The organism is Brevibacterium gallinarum, assembly GCF_014836885.1.
GTDB lineage: Bacteria > Actinomycetota > Actinomycetes > Actinomycetales > Brevibacteriaceae > Brevibacterium > Brevibacterium gallinarum.
This window is the reverse complement of sequence record NZ_JACSPY010000011.1, coordinates 60435-78937: the sequence shown is the minus strand read 5'-3', so window position 1 is coordinate 78937 and position 18503 is coordinate 60435. Positions and strand designations below refer to the sequence as shown.

The 18503-nt window shown below is 67.5% G+C and carries 18 protein-coding genes; 7 read left to right on the top strand and 11 right to left on the bottom strand.

Annotated elements, in window-relative coordinates; genetic code table 11:
• Nucleotides 1-83 precede the first annotated feature (83 nt).
• The 4 genes from H9634_RS11145 (at nt 84) to H9634_RS11130 (ending at nt 3826) form a co-directional block, all read left to right on the top strand.
• Nucleotides 84-938, top strand: coding sequence for an acyl-CoA thioesterase (locus H9634_RS11145; RefSeq protein ID WP_318245093.1), 855 nt, complete (start codon nt 84-86; stop codon nt 936-938).
• Nucleotides 939-1030: 92 nt separating this feature from the next.
• Nucleotides 1031-2008: a metal ABC transporter substrate-binding protein gene (locus H9634_RS11140; protein WP_191726717.1), complete on the top strand. Its 978-nt coding sequence runs from the start codon at nt 1031-1033 to the stop codon at nt 2006-2008.
• A gap of 55 nt (nt 2009-2063) precedes the next feature.
• Entirely contained in the window at nt 2064-2966 is a 903-nt protein-coding gene (locus H9634_RS11135; protein ID WP_191726716.1) for a metal ABC transporter ATP-binding protein, read from the top strand.
• Nucleotides 2963-3826 carry a metal ABC transporter permease gene (locus H9634_RS11130; protein ID WP_191726715.1) on the top strand — a complete coding sequence of 288 codons (864 nt, stop codon included), beginning with the start codon at nt 2963-2965 and terminating at the stop codon, nt 3824-3826. Before H9634_RS11135 ends, H9634_RS11130 begins: the two co-directional genes overlap by 4 nt.
• Here H9634_RS11130 and H9634_RS11125 read toward each other — a convergent pair.
• Nucleotides 3815-4555 (bottom strand): metal-dependent transcriptional regulator, encoded by a 741-nt coding sequence (locus H9634_RS11125; RefSeq protein ID WP_318245091.1) that lies wholly within the window; start codon nt 4553-4555, stop codon nt 3815-3817. The two genes, H9634_RS11130 and H9634_RS11125, sit on opposite strands and share 12 nt — an antisense overlap.
• On the bottom strand, nt 4552-6075 hold the full coding sequence (guaB, locus tag H9634_RS11120; protein WP_191726714.1) for an IMP dehydrogenase: 1524 nt from the start codon (nt 6073-6075) through the stop codon (nt 4552-4554). Before guaB ends, H9634_RS11125 begins: the two co-directional genes overlap by 4 nt.
• A 153-nt stretch (nt 6076-6228) precedes the next feature.
• On the opposite strand from guaB, the gene H9634_RS11115 reads away from it, so the two are divergent.
• Entirely contained in the window at nt 6229-6834 is a 606-nt protein-coding gene (locus H9634_RS11115; RefSeq protein ID WP_191726713.1) for a GNAT family N-acetyltransferase, read from the top strand.
• 68 nt (nt 6835-6902) lie between these two features.
• On the opposite strand, the gene H9634_RS11110 is transcribed toward H9634_RS11115, so the two are convergent.
• Nucleotides 6903-7751, bottom strand: coding sequence for a hypothetical protein (locus H9634_RS11110; protein WP_191726712.1), 849 nt, complete (start codon nt 7749-7751; stop codon nt 6903-6905).
• A 218-nt stretch (nt 7752-7969) separates the two neighbouring features.
• Nucleotides 7970-8983, bottom strand: coding sequence for a pseudouridine synthase (locus tag H9634_RS11105; protein WP_191726711.1), 1014 nt, complete (start codon nt 8981-8983; stop codon nt 7970-7972).
• Between H9634_RS11105 and H9634_RS11100 the strand changes: the two genes are divergently transcribed.
• Complete coding sequence (locus H9634_RS11100) at nt 8982-9530, top strand: HsmA family protein (RefSeq protein WP_225210858.1); 549 nt, start codon at nt 8982-8984, stop codon at nt 9528-9530. The two genes, H9634_RS11105 and H9634_RS11100, sit on opposite strands and share 2 nt — an antisense overlap.
• Before the next feature lie 104 nt (nt 9531-9634).
• Here the strand turns inward: H9634_RS11100 and groL are convergent, their stop codons facing one another.
• From groL to H9634_RS11080, 4 genes are all read right to left on the bottom strand, one after another.
• The gene (groL, locus tag H9634_RS11095) at nt 9635-11227 is read right to left on the bottom strand and encodes a chaperonin GroEL (RefSeq protein WP_191726710.1); all 1593 of its coding nucleotides are present in this window, start codon (nt 11225-11227) and stop codon (nt 9635-9637) included.
• Between the two features lie 49 nt (nt 11228-11276).
• Nucleotides 11277-11570 (bottom strand): co-chaperone GroES, encoded by a 294-nt coding sequence (groES, locus tag H9634_RS11090; protein WP_102161854.1) that lies wholly within the window; start codon nt 11568-11570, stop codon nt 11277-11279.
• A 222-nt stretch (nt 11571-11792) separates the two neighbouring features.
• Nucleotides 11793-12662, bottom strand: a complete 870-nt coding sequence (locus tag H9634_RS11085; RefSeq protein ID WP_318245090.1) for a formate/nitrite transporter family protein — start codon at nt 12660-12662, stop codon at nt 11793-11795.
• Between the two features lie 101 nt (nt 12663-12763).
• Complete coding sequence (locus H9634_RS11080) at nt 12764-13960, bottom strand: ubiquitin-like domain-containing protein (protein ID WP_191726709.1); 1197 nt, start codon at nt 13958-13960, stop codon at nt 12764-12766.
• Between the two features lie 316 nt (nt 13961-14276).
• Between H9634_RS11080 and H9634_RS11075 the strand changes: the two genes are divergently transcribed.
• Nucleotides 14277-14954: a hypothetical protein gene (locus tag H9634_RS11075; protein WP_191726708.1), complete on the top strand. Its 678-nt coding sequence runs from the start codon at nt 14277-14279 to the stop codon at nt 14952-14954.
• Nucleotides 14955-15054: 100 nt separating this feature from the next.
• Here H9634_RS11075 and H9634_RS11070 read toward each other — a convergent pair whose 3' ends face one another.
• The 3 genes from H9634_RS11070 to rsmI all read right to left on the bottom strand — a co-directional run.
• The gene (locus H9634_RS11070; RefSeq protein WP_191726707.1) at nt 15055-15978 is read right to left on the bottom strand and encodes a TatD family hydrolase; all 924 of its coding nucleotides are present in this window, start codon (nt 15976-15978) and stop codon (nt 15055-15057) included.
• 6 nt (nt 15979-15984) lie between these two features.
• Nucleotides 15985-17649, bottom strand: coding sequence for a methionine--tRNA ligase (gene metG, locus H9634_RS11065; RefSeq protein ID WP_191726706.1), 1665 nt, complete (start codon nt 17647-17649; stop codon nt 15985-15987).
• Nucleotides 17650-17660: 11 nt separating this feature from the next.
• A partial coding sequence (gene rsmI / locus H9634_RS11060) for a 16S rRNA (cytidine(1402)-2'-O)-methyltransferase (protein ID WP_318245089.1) occupies nt 17661-18503 on the bottom strand: 843 nt, incomplete at its 5' end.

Below are 18503 nucleotides of genomic sequence, written 5' to 3'. Positions count from 1 at the left end.
GGCGGCGCGCGGAGTCCGCACACATGGGTCGCTAGGATCGGAGGATAGGCCGCCTGCTGTCCTGACCGAATCGGAGGAAACCTGTGAGCGATGTGCTCTTCTCACCCAGCGAAACCGGCGAGGGCTCGTTCCTCGAGCTCATGCAGCTGGAGAAGATCGACAAGAACATCTACCGCGCCGGCTACGTCTTCGATGAGCCCTACGCCCTCTACGGCGGGCAGGTCGCAGCGCAGTCCGTGCACGCCGCGGCTCTGACCGTCGATGCCGAGCGCAAGCCGCACTCCCTGCACGGGTACTTCCTGCGCCCGGGCAATGCCGCCCGGCCGACGGTCTTTCAGGTTTTCCGGGACCGCGACGGCGGCTCCTACTCCGCTCGCCGGGTCGTCGCCACCCAGGACGGCGATGTCATCTTCAATATGGCCATCAACTTCACCCGCGGCAACGACAGCCCCGACCTGCAGGGCCCGACGGCCGCCGCCGAGGCGGAGATCCGCTTCGGGGACCCCTCACCGATGCCGCGGATGTTCTCCTTCGAGGCCCGCAGCACCGACCAGCCGTTCGAGACGACCGACTATCCGGTCCGGTTCTGGGCCCGCTGCACAGAAGACCTCGGTGACTCCGAGCTGCTGCACATCTGCGCTCTCACCTACCTGTCCGACATCTCCTCAGGCCTGGGGGCGTTCAACACCGATGAGTTCAAGTCCGGTTCGAGTCTCGATCACTCGCTGTGGTTCCACCGGCCGGTGGACATGAACGACTGGGTGCTGTGCGATTACGCTCCGCGCTCAGCAGCCTACGGTCGCGGCCTGTACAACGGCGACATCACCACAGCCGACGGCGTGCTCGTCGCCTCGGTCGCCCAGGAGGCGCTGTTCCGCCGGCTCACCCCCGAACAGCTGCAGCACTACCGCGGGATCGGCCGGCCGAAGAAGGACTGAGATCCCGAAACCGACCCCGCATCGCTTGCGCACATCAAAAAGTTCGCATAGGCGAACTTTGCAGATTCGCTGAGGGGAACTATGGTGATGCCATGACATTCCGTTCCCCCCTCCCCCGCCCGCGCTCACCTCGCGCGCACAGCCGCACCCGGCGCATCCCCCTTCTGCTCACCGGCCTGGTGAGCGTAACCGCACTGGCACTGTCCGCCTGCAGCCCTGCGACCACCTCGGGCGCGGACGACGACCGCCCGCTGGTGCTCACCACCTTCACCGTGCTCAAGGACATCGCAGCCAATGTGGCAGGCGATCACCTGCGGGTGGAGTCGATCACGCAGGAAGGTGCGGAGATCCACGGCTACGAGCCCTCCCCCAGCGACATCCGGCACGCTGAGGAGGCCGACCTCGTCCTCGAGAACGGCATGGGCCTGGAGAAGTGGTTCGAGCAGTTCATCGACGTCGCCGGCACCGAGCACGTCGTGCTCAGCGAGGGCATCACGCCGATCGACATCACCGAGGACGCCGACGCCGGCAAACCGAACCCGCACGCCTGGATGTCGCCTTCCAACACCGCGATCTACGTCGAGAACATGGTCACCGCCTTCAGCGACCTCGCACCCGACCACGCCGCGGACTTCGAAGCCAACGCCGAGGACTACACCGCCAAGCTCACCGAGGTCGAAACGAACCTGGCCGATACGCTTGCGGCCCTGCCGGAGAACCAGCGTGCGCTCGTCACCTGCGAAGGCGCCTTCTCCTACCTCGCCCGCGATGCCGGTCTGACGGAGAAGTACATCTGGCCGGTCAACGCCGAGCACGAGGCCACCCCGCAGCAGGTCGCTTCGGCCATCGAGTTCGTGCGCGACAACGACGTCCCGGCCGTGTTCTGCGAATCGACGGTGAATGACAAGGCGATGCAGCAGGTCGTCGACGCCACCGACGCGACCTTCGGCGGCACCCTCTACGTCGACTCGCTCACCACCGCAGACGGCCCTGTGCCGAGCTACCTCGATCTCATCACCCACGATGCCGAGACCATCGCCGATGCCCTGACTGGGGCCCAAGGTGCATGACGGCCACCACAGCCTTACTGGCGTCGTTCATCCGACTGCGCTTGACTGGACACCGATGAACTCTTCCCGGCACCCGCACCAGCCTGCGGCGCACCCACCCGGACCCGGCGCGTCCACCGCCCTGGAGGTCCGGAACGTCACGGTGCGCTATGGCTCAGTGCTGGCTCTCGACGAAGCGAGTGCCGTCATCGGGCGCGGCCGCATCTGCGGTCTGGTCGGCATGAACGGCGCCGGTAAGTCCACCCTGTTCAAGTCGATCGTCGGCAGCCTCAAGCCGCAGTCCGGTTCCGTGCGCATCGCAGGCCTCCCGCCTGCCAAGGCCCGGCGGGCCGGGCTCATCGGGTACGTGCCGCAGGCCGAGACCGTCGACTGGGACTTCCCGATCACCGTGCGCGAGGTGGTGGGCACCGGCCGCTACGGGCGCACCGGGATCACCCGCCGGCTCACCCGCACCGACCAGGACGCCGTCGAGGCCGCACTGGCCCGCGTCGAGCTCAGCGAGCTGGCCGGCCGGCAGATCGGCCAGCTCTCCGGCGGGCAGCGCAAGCGCGCCTTCGTCGCCCGGGGGCTGGCGCAGGGAGCCTCGGTGCTGCTGCTCGATGAGCCCTTCGCCGGCGTCGACAAGCGCTCTGAGCAGATGATCTCGACGGTGCTGCGCGAGGCCGCCGATTCCGGGACGACGATCGTCGTGTCCACCCATGACCTGCACGCGCTGCCGGATCTGGCCGATGAGGCGATCCTGCTCATGCGCCGTGTGCTGCTGCACGACTCGCCTGCCGAGGTGCTGCGCCCGCAGAACCTGGCGCTGGCCTTCGGACTCGATCCGCTCGGCCGGCCGACCGACACCCGGCGGGCCGACGAGGCCCCGGCTGACGGCGGGGCCGTGGCTGAAGCCGAAGCCGCAGCTGCCGGCGACGCTGCGGCCGCCGATGAGAACTGGGACGGTGAGACGCGATGAACATCCTTCACCTGCTCGCCGACCCGCTGAGCTATGAGTTCATGACCCGCGCGCTCATCGCCGCGGTCATGGTCTCGATCGTGTGTGCGCTGCTGTCGTGCTGGCTGGTGCTCATCGGCTGGTCGCTCATGGGCGATGCCGTCTCCCATGCGGTGCTGCCCGGGGTCGTGCTCGCCTATGTCCTCGACCTGCCGTTCGCCATCGGTGCGCTCGTGTTCGGGTTCCTCGCCGTCATCCTCATCGGGGCGGTGCGCGACACCTCCCGGGTCAAGGAGGACGCCGCGATCGGCATCGTGTTCACCACGCTGTTCGCCTTCGGCATCGTGCTCGTGTCCGTCACCCCCTCGGACACGGACCTCATGCACATCATCTTCGGCAACATCCTCGGTGTGTCCCGGCAGGATCTCACCCAGATCCTCATCCTCACGATCGCTGTGCTGCTCGTCGTGCTCCTCAAGCGCCGCGACTTCACCCTCTACGCCTTCGACCCGACGCACGCGCATGCGATCGGCATGAGCCCTCGTCTCATCGGCGCGGTCATGCTCGCCCTGCTGGCCGTCACCGCGGTGGCGACGCTGCAGATCGTCGGCGTCGTCCTCGTCGTGGCAATGCTCATCATCCCCGGCGCCTCGGCCTACCTGCTGACGAACCGGATGAGCATGATGCTCATCATCGCCCCGGCGATCTCGGTCGGCTGCTCGCTCATCGGCCTGTACATCAGCTACTACGCCGACACCGCATCGGGCGGCATGATCGTGCTGGCCCAGGGCTTCGTCTTCACCCTCGTCTACCTCTTCAGCCCGCGCCAGGGCGTTATTGCCCGGCAGCTCAAGCGCCGCCGGCTCCGCTCAGCGCTGTGAGGCCCACATCGCCGCTGCCGCCTCAGCACCGAGGGTGAGGGCGGGCTGGCCTGTGCGTTCGAGCACCAGCGTGCCGGAGTACGGGGCTCCTGCAGCCAGTGTGAAGTCGGTGCCGACCTCGATGCCGCGCTCGGCGAGGAACTGCAGCAGCTCCGGGTCGGCATCCGAGATCCGCTCGAGCCGGTAGCCGGCCCCGGGTTCGCAGTCGGTGAGCTGCCGCGCCTGAGGTGTGGCGACCTGACCGTCGGCGGCTGGGATCGGGTCGCCGTGCGGGTCGCGGTCGGGGTTGCCGAGGTGGGCGGAGATCCGGTCGACGAGCTCGTCGGAGACGGCGTGTTCGAGCACTTCGGCCTCGTCGTGGACTTCGTCCCAGCCGTAGCCGAGCACCTGGACGAGGAAGGTCTCGATGAGCCGGTGGCGGCGCACCATCTGCACGGCATGCGCCCGGCCCTCATCGGTCAGCGACACCGCACCGTAGGGGGTGTGGGTCACCAGCCCCTGCTTGCCGAGGCGCTTGATCGCATCGGAGACCGTCGACATGCGCAGCCCGGCCTTCTCGGCGATGACGCTGGGCTGGACGGGTTCGCGCTCAGGATCCCATTCCTGGACGCTCCAGATGATCTTGAGGTAGTTCTGCGCACTGGCGGTCAGCTCGGACACCGACGGCGCGGTCTCGCCAGCCCCGTCCACCGGCGCCGCCTGCGGCTTCTCGGCAGCTGCCACTGTCACTTCACCGTGTAGTTCGGTGCCTCGACGGTCATCTGGATGTCGTGCGGGTGGCTCTCCTTGAGCCCTGCGGCGGTGAGGCGGACGAACTGACCCTTCTCCTTCAGCTCGGTGATCGTACGGGCGCCGACGTAGAACATCGTCTGCCGCAGTCCGCCGGTGAGCTGGTGGGCGACCTGCTTGAGTTCCCCGCGGTAGGCGACCCGGCCCTCGACGCCTTCGGGGATGAGGTCGGTGTCGGTTGAGACATCGGCCTGGAAGTAGCGGTCCTTGGAGTACGAGGCTCCCTTGCGCGGGGCCATCGCACCGAGCGAGCCCATCCCGCGGTAGGCCTTGTACTGCTTGCCGTTGACGAAGATGAGCTCACCGGGGCTCTCATTGCAGCCGGCGAGCAGGGAACCGACCATGACGGAATCAGCACCGGCGACAAGTGCCTTGCCGATGTCGCCGGAGTACTGCAGTCCGCCGTCGCCGATCACCGGCACGCCGGCCTCGCGGGCGGCCTGGTGTGCCAGGTGGATGGCGGTCACCTGCGGCACACCAACACCTGCGACGACGCGGGTGGTGCAGATCGAGCCGGGCCCCACCCCGACCTTGATGGCATCAGCACCGGCGTCGATGAGCGCCTGCGCGCCGAGCCGGGTGGCGACATTGCCGCCGATCACCTGGACGCCGGCGAACTTCGGGTCCTTCTTCAGGGTGCGGATCATCTCGGTGACGCCGCGGGCGTGGCCGTTGGCGGTGTCGACGACGAGCACGTCGACACCTGCTTCGGCCAGCAGTCCGGCGCGGTCGTAGGCGTCGCCGTAGAAGCCGACGGCCGCACCGACGCGCAACCGGCCCTCGTCGTCCTTCGTCGCCAGCGGGTACTCCTCGCTCTTGACGAAGTCCTTGACGGTGATGAGCCCGCGGATGACGTTGCTGTCATCGACCAGCGGCAGCTTCTCGATCTTGTTCTCGGCCAGCAGTTCGAAGGCCCTCTCGGCTGACACGCCGACCGGGGCGGTGATGAGCGGTGCGCGGGTCATGATCTCACCGACGGTGGTGGTGGCGAAGTCCCTGCGGGAGACGAAGCGCAGGTCCCGGTTGGTGATGATGCCCACGAGCACGTTGTTCTCATCGACGACCGGCAGACCGGAGATCCGGTACTGCCCGCACAGCTCGTCGAGCTCGGCCAGGCTGCGATCGGCGGTGATCGTCAACGGGTCGTTGATCATGCCCGATTCGCTGCGCTTGACGTAGTCGGCCTGCTCGGCCTGGTCTTCTTTGCTCAGGTTGCGGTGCAGGATGCCGATGCCGCCGATGCGCGCCATCGCGATCGCCATCCGCGATTCGGTCACTGTGTCCATCGCTGCCGACAGCAGCGGGATGTTGATGTCGATCTCGCGGGTCAGCCTGGTCCTCGTCGAGGCCTCGGACGGGATGACGTCGGTGTCCCCGGGCAGCAGCAGCACATCGTCGTAGGTGAGTCCGGTCAGCGCGAAGGGATCCTCTGCTGCTTTGAAGTGCTGCTCGATGTTCACCTGTGTCTACCTCCCGAGGCGGAATACGGCGTGGGGTCGCTGGCTCAATCGTAGTCCGTCGCAGCGGCCCGGCACCACACCCGGGGTGAGGCCGGCCTGCGGATCCGGCTGTGAGTCTGCCCACGCCTCGGGCGCGGTCCTACACTTGAGCCCATGAGCGATCACGATGATGTGTCTGTTCCCCATGCCTTCGCCGCGACCCCGCAGCTGGCCGGCACCCGGGTGCTGCTGCGCCGGGTCGAGCTCTCCGACGCCGAGGCGCTGGCCGCCGCTGCCGGTGATCTCCCGTCCTCGTGGGTGACGCGTGTGCCCGCGCCCGAGGCGATGGCTGATGAGATCGAGCGCCGGCAGGGTCTGCAGGCGGCTGGGTCGATGGCGCCGTTCACGGTCCTAGCCGACGGCCGGCCGGTGGGCATGACGACGTTCATGAATATCGATGCGGACAACCGGCGGGTCGAGATCGGCTCGACGTGGCTGTCTCCTGCCGTGCAGGGCACAGGGGTGAATGCGGAGGCGAAGCTGCTGCTGCTCACCCGCGCGTTCGAGGCCCTTGACTGCATTGCGGTGGAGTTCCGCACGCACTTCCACAACTTCCAGTCCCGGGCGGCGATCGAACGCCTCGGCGCGAAGCCCGATGGGGTGCTGCGCTCCCACCAGCTGCTCGACGGGGTGCTGCGCGACACCGCGGTCTATTCGATCATCGCCTGCGAGTGGCCGACGGTGAGGCGGGGCCTGGAGCACCGGCTGGCTGGCCGCTGAGGTCAGCGTCGCGTTCGGCGATCCGCCGGAAGGTCACAACGCTGCGCACACCGAGGCGCTCCGCGTGCTCAGGCGGGTGGCTCACCGGCGATGTCCTCCTGCACAGGGCCGCCGACGGGGCCGGCGGGCTCCGGAGACGACCTGCGCAGAGACGTGACCGGCATGAGGCAGACGAACAGGAAGATGACAACTGCGAGGGTGATCCCGGCAGGGACGATGACGCTTGTCGTGTCGTAAGCCGGCACAGCCTTGATGAACATGACGATTCCGACTGCCAGGCCCAAGCTCCCGAGCACCCAGCCGCCACCGAGGATGAAGGCGATGATCGGGTTGACCGCCATCATGCGCACCATGAAGGCAGCCCCACCGAAGACTGAGAGCGTCACGGACCAGCAGCACAGGAACACCACGAGCAGGTGTGCCGCATCCGGTTCCCAGCTGTCGATGAAGAGCCCCGAAGGTACGAAGTCGACCACGTACGGCCACACCAGCGTCGAGACTGTCAGCAGCCCGGCGTTCACCGCCGAGGTCGCGAAGATGAACGCCGCAACCGGCAACCACTTCTGGGCGGCGGTGGAGAAGACCATGCTGTAGTCCATGAATGGGAACATCCAGGACAGGACGACGAGGAAGATGAGGCCCATGAGTCCCGCGTGCTCGGCCGGGACGACCTCTCCCGTCTTGCCGAGCAGCATCTCCGCCCCGACGATTAAGACGATGACGGCCCCGGCTGCGGCCAGTGCGAGGCTGACAAGTACGGCCCGGCCGAAGCGCGGCAGCCATCTGATCGGCTTCTCGCCGTTATCGGAGAAGACCTCCTCGCGCTGCCGGTCGAGTTCGCTGAGATCGTAGCGCCCGTCGACCCGCGGCACACCGGCAGCGTACATGTACGGCTCGCCACGCTGCGGGTGCGGCACGCGCGGTCCCGACGGCGTGCGCTGCGCTGGCGGTTGGGACGGCTGCGGGGGCGTGCGCTGCGCTGGCGGTTGGGACGGCTGCGGGGGCTGCGAAGGCGGCCGGGGAGGCTGCGGGGGCACAGCCGGGTCCGAAGGCGGGTTGGGATCGGTCATGGTGTCACTGTAACGGCGGACCGGCCCACCTCAGGTTGCGCTGCTGTGGCAGCCTTGTGAAGTTCTCATCCACCCAGCTGCGCCCACGCGGCGGCCGCGTCGAGCCGCAGCCTGGTGGTGAACCGCCGCTGCTGTCCGGTCAGCGGGTCGGTGAAGGCGAGCGCGGATGCCAGCAGCTGCAAGGGCGAGGAGAAATCGTAGGGATCCGGGTTGTCATCGACCGGGTAGACCGGGTCGCCGAGGATCGGCAGGCCCAGTGCGTGCATGTGCACCCGCAGCTGGTGGGTCTTGCCGGTCACCGGCTGAAGCTCGAACTCGCCGATGCGCACGCCTCCCTCCCCCGTTCCCGAGGCGGTGGGCGCCTGGCTGCCGCCTGTCACCTCGTGCACGGCTGCCAGCCGGATCCGGGTGTGGGTGTTGGGCTCGCCGTCGACTTCGCGGACCTGCCGGTCACCGGCGGTCTTCTCCAGCCGGGTGCGGCGCTCACCGGGCAGCGAATCCGGGTCGAAGCCCGGCGGCAGCACTGTCAGCGCCCGGTAGGTCTTCATCACCTTCCGGTCTTGGAACAGCCGCTGATAGCGTCCACGGGATTCCAGCCGGCGCGAGAGCACGAGCAGCCCGGCGGTGACTCGGTCGAGGCGGTGGATGGCGACGAGATCCGGTTCGCCGCAGTCGACGCGCAGCCGGGTGACGGCGCATTCGCGTACGAACCGGCCATTGGGTGTGCTGGCCAGGAAGTGCGGCTTGTCGACGACGAGCAGATCCTCGTCCTCGTCCACGATGCCGATCTCGAACGGCACCCGGGGCTCGGACGGCACCGGGCGGTGGAACCAGTAGAACGCTCCGGGGATGACCGGGTCCTCCAGCCGGGCGGGTCCGGCCTCAGCGGTGCACAGGCGGCCGTCGGTTACGAGCGCAGCCCGCGCCTCGGGTGTGGAGTCCGGCACAAGGACGGCGAGCATCTCATCGACGCTGCCCGGCACCGGGGCGCCGGCCAGCGCGTGGGTCCCATGCCCGCCGGGGGCGCGCAGGCGCGTGGCGGAGATCCCCTCACGTGGGGGCAGCGGGCTGCGAGGCATGTCCCCAGCCTACGGGTTCAGCAGTCCTCTTCGCTCGCGCCGAGGATTCCGTGCGGCTCCTGCAGCCAGCATCAACCGATCGGCTGATGCCGAGGTCAGCCGCCGGCCCGATGTGCGCGGCTTCCTGCCGCGCGACGATGGCGACATGCTGACACCTGCCATCATCTTCATCACCCTCGCGCTCATCTTCTACACCGTCGGCGTCTGGGCCGAGCACCTGCGCAAGAACCTCACCTGGACTCATGTCGTATTCTTCGGCCTCGGGCTCGTCTGCGATGCCACCGGCACCGAATTCATGCGCCGCATCGCCGAATCCGGGGATGCGAACTTCTTCTCCGGCTCCGCTGCCGGGTTCCTCAGTCTGACGATGGCGATCACCGGCGCACTGGCGCTGCTGCTCATGGCCGTCCACTTCGTCTGGGCGGTGCTCGTCATGGTCCGCGGCACCGCGGACGCCAAGCAGACCTTCCACCGCTTCTCGCTCATCGTGTGGATCATCTGGCTCGTCCCCTACTTCACAGGGATGGCGGCTTCGATGCTCGGCTGAGCGGCCCGCCGCCGGACCTCCTGACTCTGATGACAGCACCGCGCCCCCGGGAGGCCATCCCAGGGGCGCAGTGTCAGTGCTGAGGCAGGCTCAGGGGCAGAGGATCAGTCCTCGTCCTCTTCTTCCTGCTTCTCCACGACGAGGGTCTCGGTGGTGAGCACGAGTGCTGCGATCGAGGCTGCGTTGCGCAGCGCCGAACGGGTCACCTTGACCGGGTCGATGATGCCCTGTGCGATGAGATCGCTGTACTCGCCGGTGGCGGCGTTGAAGCCCTGGCCGGCGTCGAGCTCTGCGACCTTCGAGGCGACGACGTAACCGTCCTGGCCGGCGTTCTCGGCGATCCAGCGCAGCGGCTCACCGATCGCGCGGCGCACGATCGTCAGACCGGTCTGAGCGTCGTCCGAGATGCCGAGGTCGACGTTCTCCAGGGCCTTTCCGGCGTGGACGAGGGCTGCGCCGCCGCCGGCGACGATGCCCTCTTCGATCGCGGCACGAGTAGCCGACACTGCGTCCTCGACGCGGTGCTTGCGCTCCTTGAGCTCCACCTCGGTTGCGGCACCGACCTTGATGACTGCCACGCCGCCGGCCAGCTTGGCCAGGCGCTCCTGCAGCTTCTCGCGGTCCCAGTCCGAATCGGTGTTCTCGACCTCGGCGCGGATCTGCGCCACCCGGTCGGATACGGCGTCATCGGAACCGGCGCCGTCGACGACGGTCGTCGAATCCTTGGTGACGGTGACGGTCCGGGCGTTGCCCAGATCGTCAAGCGTCACCTGGTCGAGCTTCATGCCCATGTCAGCGGTGACGACGGTGCCGCCGGTGAGCACGGCGAGGTCTTCGAGGATCGCCTTGCGGCGGTCGCCGAAGCCCGGTGCCTTGACGGCAGCGACGTTGAGGATGCCGCGCAGCTTGTTGACCACGAGGGTCGAGAGTGCCTCGCCCTCGACGTCCTCAGCGACGATGAGCAGCGGCTTGGAGGCCTGCTGCACCTTCTCCAGCACCGGGAGCAGATCCTGGATGTTGGAGATCTTGCCCTGGTTGATGAGGATGTAGGGGTCGTCGAGGACGGCTTCCTGGCGGTCTGCGTCGGTGACGAAGTACGGCGACAGGTAGCCCTTGTCGAACTGCATGCCCTCGGTGAACTCGAGCTCGACCGATGCGGCCTGGCTCTCGTCGATGGTGATGACGCCGTCCTTGCCGACCTTGTCGAAGGCCTCGGCGATCATCTCGCCGATCTCACGCGACTGCGCCGACAGCGCGGCGACGTGGGCGATCTCCTCGGAGCCGGAGACGTCGCGGGCGGTCTCCCGCAGCTTCTCCTCAACGAGTTCGACGGCCTTCTCGATGCCGAGCTTGAGCTGGCTGGGGGCGGCACCGGCAGCGACGTTGCGCAGACCCTCGTGGACGAAGGCCTGAGCGAGCACGGTCGCAGTCGTGGTGCCGTCACCGGCGACATCGTTGGTCTTGGTGGCGACTTCCTTGGCCAGCTGGGCGCCGAGGTTCTCGTACGGATCGTCGAGTTCGACCTCGCGGGCGATCGTCACACCATCGTTGGTGATGGTCGGAGCGCCCCACTGCTTGTCGAGCACGACGTTGCGGCCGCGCGGGCCGAGGGTCACCTTGACGGTGTCGGCCAGCACGTTGACGCCGCGCTCAAGGGCCTTGCGCGCGTCGTCGTTGAACTGAAGTGTTTTAGCCATGTGTCACTTCCTTCTGTGAAGTACGAACAGTCTGCTCAGGCGCAGATGCTCAGCCGATGACGGCGAGCACGTCACGCGCCGAGAGCACGAGGTATTCCTCACCTGCGTACTTGACCTCGGTGCCGCCGTACTTGGAGTAGATGACCTTGTCGCCGACGGCGACGTCGAGCGGCACGCGGTTGCCGTTGTCGGCGACACGGCCCGGGCCCACGGCGACGACTTCGCCTTCCTGCGGCTTCTCCTTGGCGGTGTCAGGGATGACGAGGCCGGATGCAGTGGTCTGCTCGGCTTCAACCTGACGGATGACGATCCGATCTTCGAGCGGCTTGATGGAGACCGACATGTGCGGACACTCTCCTTTGTCTGTAGTCCTCAACAGCGTCCTGCGGCGGGCACTGGGTGGTGCTGTGGCCTGCTCGTCGTCGCGGGTGCCGAGCGCGCCGATCCGCTTCAGGGGCTGTTAGCACTCATTGGCTTAGTGTGCTAATCCGACTTTAGAGCGCTGCTTGGCACTCGGTCAACTCGAGTGCCAATTCCGTCGCGGAGCCACAGCCAGCACGCAGGCTCAGTCGCGGGCTGCCTCTTCTTCGAGGTCTTCGAAGCTCAGCTCACCGCGGCGCACTGCCCGCAGGATCCGCCACGTGCGCGCCATCCGCGGCAGCGTGATGATGAGCAGCCCGCCGAGCATGTTGAACGGGATGACGATCGCCATCCACACAAGGAAGTCCGTGACCGAGATGTCAGCTCCGGCGACCATCGCGCCGAAGATGATCATCGCGTTGAGTGCACCGTGCAGCAGACCCAGCCCGATGACGATGAGCCCGGAGATCATCGAGATGACAGCGAAGACGACGTGGTTGTCGGTGCCCTGCTGCATGCGGGTGGTGAGCGTGATGGAGGCGCCGGCGAGCAGCGACAGGCAGATCATCACGAGCAGCGAGGGATTGTCGACGTAGCTGGCCGCCTTGTCGACGAGGGCGCCGTGGTAGTCCGGCAGGGCGAGCACCGTCAGCCACATGAAGGCGAAGCCGCCGGTGAGGTTGGTCACGAGTTTGACGCTCCACAGCCGCAGCAGCTGGAGCCAGGTGCCCTGTCCGGCTGCGATCGCGTGGATGGGCAGCAGGAACTCCTCGGTGAACAGCTCCGAGTGGGCCATCTTGAGGGCGAACATGCCGATGCCGAAGGCCATGCCGGCGAGGATGTCGCTGCCAGTGGCCTGCAGCACGAGGATCATCGCGAGGATTCCGAAGGAGACGTCGATGCCGCCGAACAAGCCGGTGATGATGAGCTCGACCCACGTGCGGTTGAGCCGCTTGGCGCCGGTGGAGACCGTGGCGGCGGCTTCGTTGAGCAGCTCCGGTTCGATGTCGAAGTCGGTGTTGCCCAGCCGGCGGCGCTGCTCGGCTTCATCGATGTCGGTCTGCGACTTCTTCACGGATGCCCCCTTCCAGGCGCCTGGCCACCTGACCAGGGTACGGGATGACACACCTCGGGCCCGGTGCGATGACCGGGCCCGAGGTGGTGGCTGGATTCAGATCAAGCGCAGGACCACTGGCCCCATCCTGCCTTCTTCTGCAGGATCTTGGCGCGCTTGAACTGCTCCTGGGGGCTGGCGTCGATCGGGTTGCCGGATCCGCCGACCGAACGCCAGGTGGCGAGCTTGAACTGGAAGAGCCCGAAGTGGGCGCGGTTGGACTGGTTGATCGCCCGCGGGTTGAAGTTCGACTCGCATTTGGCGATCGAGTACCACTTGGAGCCGGGTCCGCCGAGCATCTCCTTGATCTGGGCGGTGGTCATGCTGCCGGAGTAGTTGTCCTCGGAGTTATCCGAGCCGCCGGAGCCGCTGTCGTCCTTGCTGCGCGAGCTCTTATCTGATTCGCGCTTCTTCTCCGGGGCCTTGGTGCCCTCGACGACGACCTCTTCGACCGGCTTCTCGATGTCCTTGGAGGAGACCTCCTCGCGGCTGACCTCGTCGCCGTTGACCGTGCGGACCTTGAAGACGACCTCGCGCTTGCCGTCCTTGCCCTTCTTCTCGACCTTCTTCTCGCCGCGCGGCAGCGAGGAGTCCTTCTTGACGGTGACCTTCTTCTTGATCGTCTCGGTCTCGGTCTTCTCTTCGTTGACCACGCGCATGACATTGACGACCTGGCCGTCGTAGACGCTGGAGGTCAGTGGGGCAGAGGTGATGTCGTCGGTGCCGAGTTCGATGCCGGCTTCGCTGATGACGTCCTGGACGGTCTTGGCGGCGGCCTCGACCGGCTGGGTCTTGCCGTCGGCCATGACGCTGACGGTCTTCGCGGTGGTGACGTCGATGGTCTCGCCGTCGCTGATCTTGTCATCAAGGGCTGCGGAGACCTCAGCGCCCTCGTGTTCGATGCCGAGGTCGGCCAGGGCCTGTCCGACGGTCGAGGCGTTAGTCCATTCGTCCATCGGCTTGCCGTCGACGGTGAGGTCGAGGTCCTTGGCCTTGTTCACGACGATGTTCATGTCGCGTTCGACCTGGGTGCTGCGGCTGGGCTGGACCTGGTCGCGCTCGTCGAGCGTGATGTCCTGTGCGGCGAGCACGTCGTCGACGGTCGAGCCGAAGCTGCGGACCTGCTCGGCTTCGCCGTCGACCGTGACGTTGACGGGCTTGTTCAGTGCCACGAAGGCACCGGTGCCGCCGACGAGCGCGGAGATGACGACCGACTGCGCGACGATCTGCACCTTGCGATTGCGAATGGATGGAATCACGTAACTACCCCAATAGACTCTCTGCATATGCCAGCCCGCGGTGGCGGACTCCATGTCAGTGCTCTTGCGGCCCCGGTGGGCCGGCACCGCCGGACCAGCTGTGCGCAGGCGGCGGCGATGAGAACGAGACCAAGCGTAACCGATTCGTTACCAACATTGCAAAGCTGTGACATATGCAGTGCGCCGCGCATCCATCTGCCCTGGTCAGCGGCACTGTCGGGCCGGAGAATCACTGTCACGCGGCCTGTACCACAGCCGGAGGCGCGGGGGTGCTCACGTGCCGAGGCGGCGCCGGTGCACGCGTAGGCTGAGGTCTATGGTCGACCCGACTCGCGCTCTTCCCACCGGCGGTACGTCTGCCGGGCTTACCGGCGACGCACTTCCTGCGCACTCGCAGATTCTGCGGCTGCGCGGGCTGCTGAATCGGCAGCTCATCAGCACGCTCATCTTCTCCGCCGCCGGTTTCCTCATCCTGGCAAGCGGCTGGCTCTACGGCCTCTTCAGCTGGCTGCCGCAGAAAATGCCGGCCACCATCCTCGTCGAAACGACCCACGAGCTGGGCCGAGCCGGAGTGCTGCCGCTGGTCCTGTGGATCGCACTGCACGCACTGCTCGTCGCCATCGGGGCGTTCGGCTTCCGCGCGCGAGCCGCGCTGGCTTCGCTGCGCGGCGAACAGCTCTTCCAGGCGCTGCCAGCCGGAATGCTGCCCCGCGTCGCCATCATCCTCTATCTCATCGGCCTCGGATGCGTCTTCCTCACCGGCGTCGCCGTCGCCGGATTCGGTCTGCTCGTCGGGTCCGGTGCGGCCGTGGCCATTCCTGATCCCTACGACGCCCAGCTGCGTCCGCAGCTGCAGCTCGTGCTGCTCGCCGCTGCCGGCTGGCTGTGTGCGGGGACGGCGCTGCTGTTCGTCTCCCAGATCATCAATCACCGAGGACTCTCGACAGCTGCGCGCATCGAGGCGCATGTGCAGGCGGCCACCCACCGCCGGTGATCACCGGCACGGACCGGTGCCGGTCGCCGGCACCCTCGTGCGCACCGATGTGCGAGCCGCCAGCGCTGCGTCAGTCCCAGCCCAGCCGCCCAGCCCGTTCTCAGTTCAGCGCCCAGGAGCCGAAGATCCGCTCGGCGTTGGCGGTCGTGACCTCGGCGATGTGGGCTTCGTCGACGCCGCGCACCTCAGCGAGCTTCCGCACGGTCAGGGCCGTCAGGTACGGCCCGCCGGGCTTGCCGCGGTGCGGATGCGGTGTGAGGAAGGGGGCGTCGGTCTCGGTGAGCAGCAGCTCATCGGGCACCACGGAGGCGGCATGCCGTAGGTCGTCGGAGCGTTTGAAGGTGACGTTGCCCGCAAACGACATGTAGTAGCCGCGCTCGGCGCAGATGCGGGCCATCTCGACATCGCCTGAGAAGCAGTGGAACACCGTCTTGGCCGGTGCGCCCTCCTCAGCGAGGATGCGCAGCACATCGGCATGGGCCTCCCGGTCGTGGATCTCGAGCACCTTGTCGAGCCGCTTGGCCATCTCGATGTGGGCGCGGAAGGACTCCTGCTGGTCGGCCACACCGTCGTCGGCGGTGCGGTAGTAGTCGAGCCCGGTCTCACCGACCACCCGGATCCGCCCGGCACCGGCGAGCTGCTCGATCTCGGTCAGCGACTCCTCCAGCAGGCCGGCGGCTGCCAGCCGGGGCGCCTCGTTCGGGTGGATCGCCACCCCGCCGAGCATCCAGTCACGACCAGCGGCGGCCTCGGCGGCCACGACCTCGGCGGTCCAGCGGGCCGAGGCCATCTCGCAGCCGATCTGCACGATGCGCGTGATGTTGGCAGCCATCGCGGTGTCATGGAAGAACGACAGCGGCGGGAAGGTCTCGTCTGCTTCGGGTTCGACCTCCGGGGCGGGTTCACCGTCCTTGATCGGCCCGCGTGCGCCCACGCCGATGTCGAGGTGGCAGTGGGTGTCGACGCCGGGGGCGCTCAGCGGTGGGGGAACCTCGGGATACGTGCCTGCAGCCCGTGATGCCATTGAGCCCTACTCCTCCACCTGGAACTTGGGAAACACCGGGGCCGGCTTGGGCAGCGGCGTGCCGGCGGCCAGCGGGGTGTCGATTGCGGTGAACAGGCGGGCCGGTTCGGGCCGGCCTGCCTCCGGGTCGCCTGCGCCCTCTGCGGCTCCACCGACGTGCACCGGGGTGATCGCCGGAGCGCCCTCATTGGCGGCATGGACGTTGCGGGCACCGGCTGCTGCCGCCGCCTCCCCTGCCGGCACGCCGAGCTGATCGAGGATCTTCCCCGTCGATTCGGGCATCACCGGCTGGATGAGCAGCGTGATGATGCGCACGACCTCCAGGGTCACCCACAGCACGGTCTCCATCCTGGCGGCGTCGGTCTTCTTCAGCTTCCAGGGTTCCTGGGCCGAGAAGTACCTGTTCGCCTCGGAGAGCACCTTCCAGCAGGCGCCGACGTAGAGGTGCAGGTTCTGCACATCGACATGCCGGCGCGCCTCGGGCAGCACGCCGCGGGCCAGTGCCAGCAGCTCCTCGTCCTCGGCGGTGAGTGAGCCTGGGGTGGGCACCTGGCCGCCGCAGTTCTTGGCGACCATCGACAGGGAGCGCTGGGCGAGGTTGCCGTACTCGTTGGCCAGATCGGTGTTCTTGCGGGTGATGATCGACTCCTCTGAGTAGGAGCCGTCCTGGCCGTAGGAGATCTCCCGCAGCAGGAAGAAGCGCAGGGCGTCGAGTCCGAAGGCGTCGATGAGGTCGTAGGGGTCGACGACGTTGCCGACGGATTTCGACATCTTCTCACCGGCGTTGAACAGGAAGCCGTGGGCGTGGATGCGCTCGGGCAGGGTGATGCCGGCGCTCATGAGGAAGGCCGGCCAGTACACGGCGTGGAAGCGGGCGATGTCCTTGCCGATGATCTGCGCATTCGGCGGCCACACCTGCCCGAACCGGTCACCGGAGCTGGCCTCGCCGGGGAAGCCGGCACCGGTGAGGTAGTTCGTCAGCGCGTCGACCCACACGTACATCACGTGCTTCTCATCGCCTGGCACCGGCACACCCCAGTCGAAGGTGGTCCGGGAGATCGACAGGTCGTTGAGCCCGGAGCGGACGAAGGAGGCGATCTCGTTGCGGCGGCCTTCGGGCCCGAAGAACTCGGGCCGCTCCTCGTAGAGCTTCAGCAGCGGTTCGGCGTAGCGGGACAGCCGGAAGAAGTAGGACTCCTCCTCCGTCCACGTCACCTCGGCACCGGAGGACACCGCCACGCGCACGCCGTCGCGCACCTCGGTCTCGTCTTCGGCGAAGTACGCTTCATCGCGCACGGAGTACCAGCCCGAGTAGGAGTCGAGGTAGATGTCGCCGGCGGCCTCCATCCGCCGCCACAACTCCTGGCTGGCCGCGTAGTGGTCGGTGTCGGTGGTGCGGATGAACCGGTCATACGTCGAGCCGAGCACATCCTGCAGGTGCCGGAATTTGGCGGCGTTGCGGTCAGCGAGTTCGCGGCTGGTGATGCCCTCACGCTGGGCGGTCTGCTGCATCTTCAGGCCGTGCTCGTCGGTGCCGGTGAGGAAGAACACCTGCTCGCCGTCGAGTCGCTTGAACCGGGCGATGATGTCGGCGGCGACGTACTCGTAGGCGTGGCCGATGTGCGGGGTGCCGTTGGGGTAGGCGATCGCTGTGGTGAGGTAGAACGTCATAGACGCTCAGTCTAACGCTCCGCCTGCAGGTACGTTTCATACGCCTGCCGCTTGGACACCCCGTGCCGGGTGGCGACTTCACCGGCAGCGTCCTTCACCCGCATGCCGGCGTCAACGAGCCTGCGCATCTCCGCGACGTAGTCACCGGCGTCGGCGGCCTCGGGCGAGGCACCGGAGATCACGAGGGTGATCTCCCCGCGCACCCCGTCGCCGACTCGCGCGCGCACCTCGGTGATGGTGCCGCGGATGACCTCTTCGTAGGTCTTCGTCAGCTCCCGGCACACCGCGATCTGCCGGTCGGGTCCGCATGCGGCCTCCAGGTCGGCGAGCGCGTCGACGAGCCGGTGGGGGCTTTCGAAGCACACGAGCGTGCGCTCATCGGCGGCCAGTGCGCCCAGCTTCCTGCGCCGCTCCCCTGCCTTGCGCGGCAGGAATCCCTCGAAGGCGAACCGGTCGCTCGGCAGCCCGGACAGGGCGAGTGCGGTGATGACCGCTGACGGACCCGAGGCGGTGGTGACGGTGACGCCGCGGGCGTAGGCGGCGGCGACGACCCGGTATCCGGGGTCGGAGACGGCCGGCATCCCGGCATCGGTGAGGAGCACGACGTGCCTGCCGGCTGCGACCTCGTCGATGAGGGATTCGGCTTTGGCCTGCTCATTGTGATCGAACAGGCTGGTGATCTCCCGCGTGTGGCGGAGTCCGAGGCGTTCGGCCAAGCCGAGGAACCGGCGGGTGTCCTCAGCGGCGATGACATCGGCGGACTCGATCGCCGCCCGCATGTGGGCTGAGGCGTCGTCGAGGTTGCCGATCGGAGTGCCGACAAGGGTCAGCCGGCCCGCCGCCGAGGTCTCGGG

Coding starts and splice junctions, on each gene's coding strand:
- H9634_RS11140 (WP_191726717.1), top strand. CDS start 1,031: ATGACATTCCGTTCCCCCCTCCCCCGCCCGCGCTCACCTCGCGCGCAC.
- H9634_RS11135 (WP_191726716.1), top strand. CDS start 2,064: ATGAACTCTTCCCGGCACCCGCACCAGCCTGCGGCGCACCCACCCGGA.
- H9634_RS11130 (WP_191726715.1), top strand. CDS start 2,963: ATGAACATCCTTCACCTGCTCGCCGACCCGCTGAGCTATGAGTTCATG.
- H9634_RS11115 (WP_191726713.1), top strand. CDS start 6,229: ATGAGCGATCACGATGATGTGTCTGTTCCCCATGCCTTCGCCGCGACC.
- H9634_RS11100 (WP_225210858.1), top strand. CDS start 8,982: ATGTCCCCAGCCTACGGGTTCAGCAGTCCTCTTCGCTCGCGCCGAGGA.
- H9634_RS11105 (WP_191726711.1), bottom strand. CDS start 8,983: ATGCCTCGCAGCCCGCTGCCCCCACGTGAGGGGATCTCCGCCACGCGC.
- groL (WP_191726710.1), bottom strand. CDS start 11,227: ATGGCTAAAACACTTCAGTTCAACGACGACGCGCGCAAGGCCCTTGAG.
- groES (WP_102161854.1), bottom strand. CDS start 11,570: ATGTCGGTCTCCATCAAGCCGCTCGAAGATCGGATCGTCATCCGTCAG.
- H9634_RS11075 (WP_191726708.1), top strand. CDS start 14,277: ATGGTCGACCCGACTCGCGCTCTTCCCACCGGCGGTACGTCTGCCGGG.
- H9634_RS11070 (WP_191726707.1), bottom strand. CDS start 15,978: ATGGCATCACGGGCTGCAGGCACGTATCCCGAGGTTCCCCCACCGCTG.
- metG (WP_191726706.1), bottom strand. CDS start 17,649: ATGACGTTCTACCTCACCACAGCGATCGCCTACCCCAACGGCACCCCG.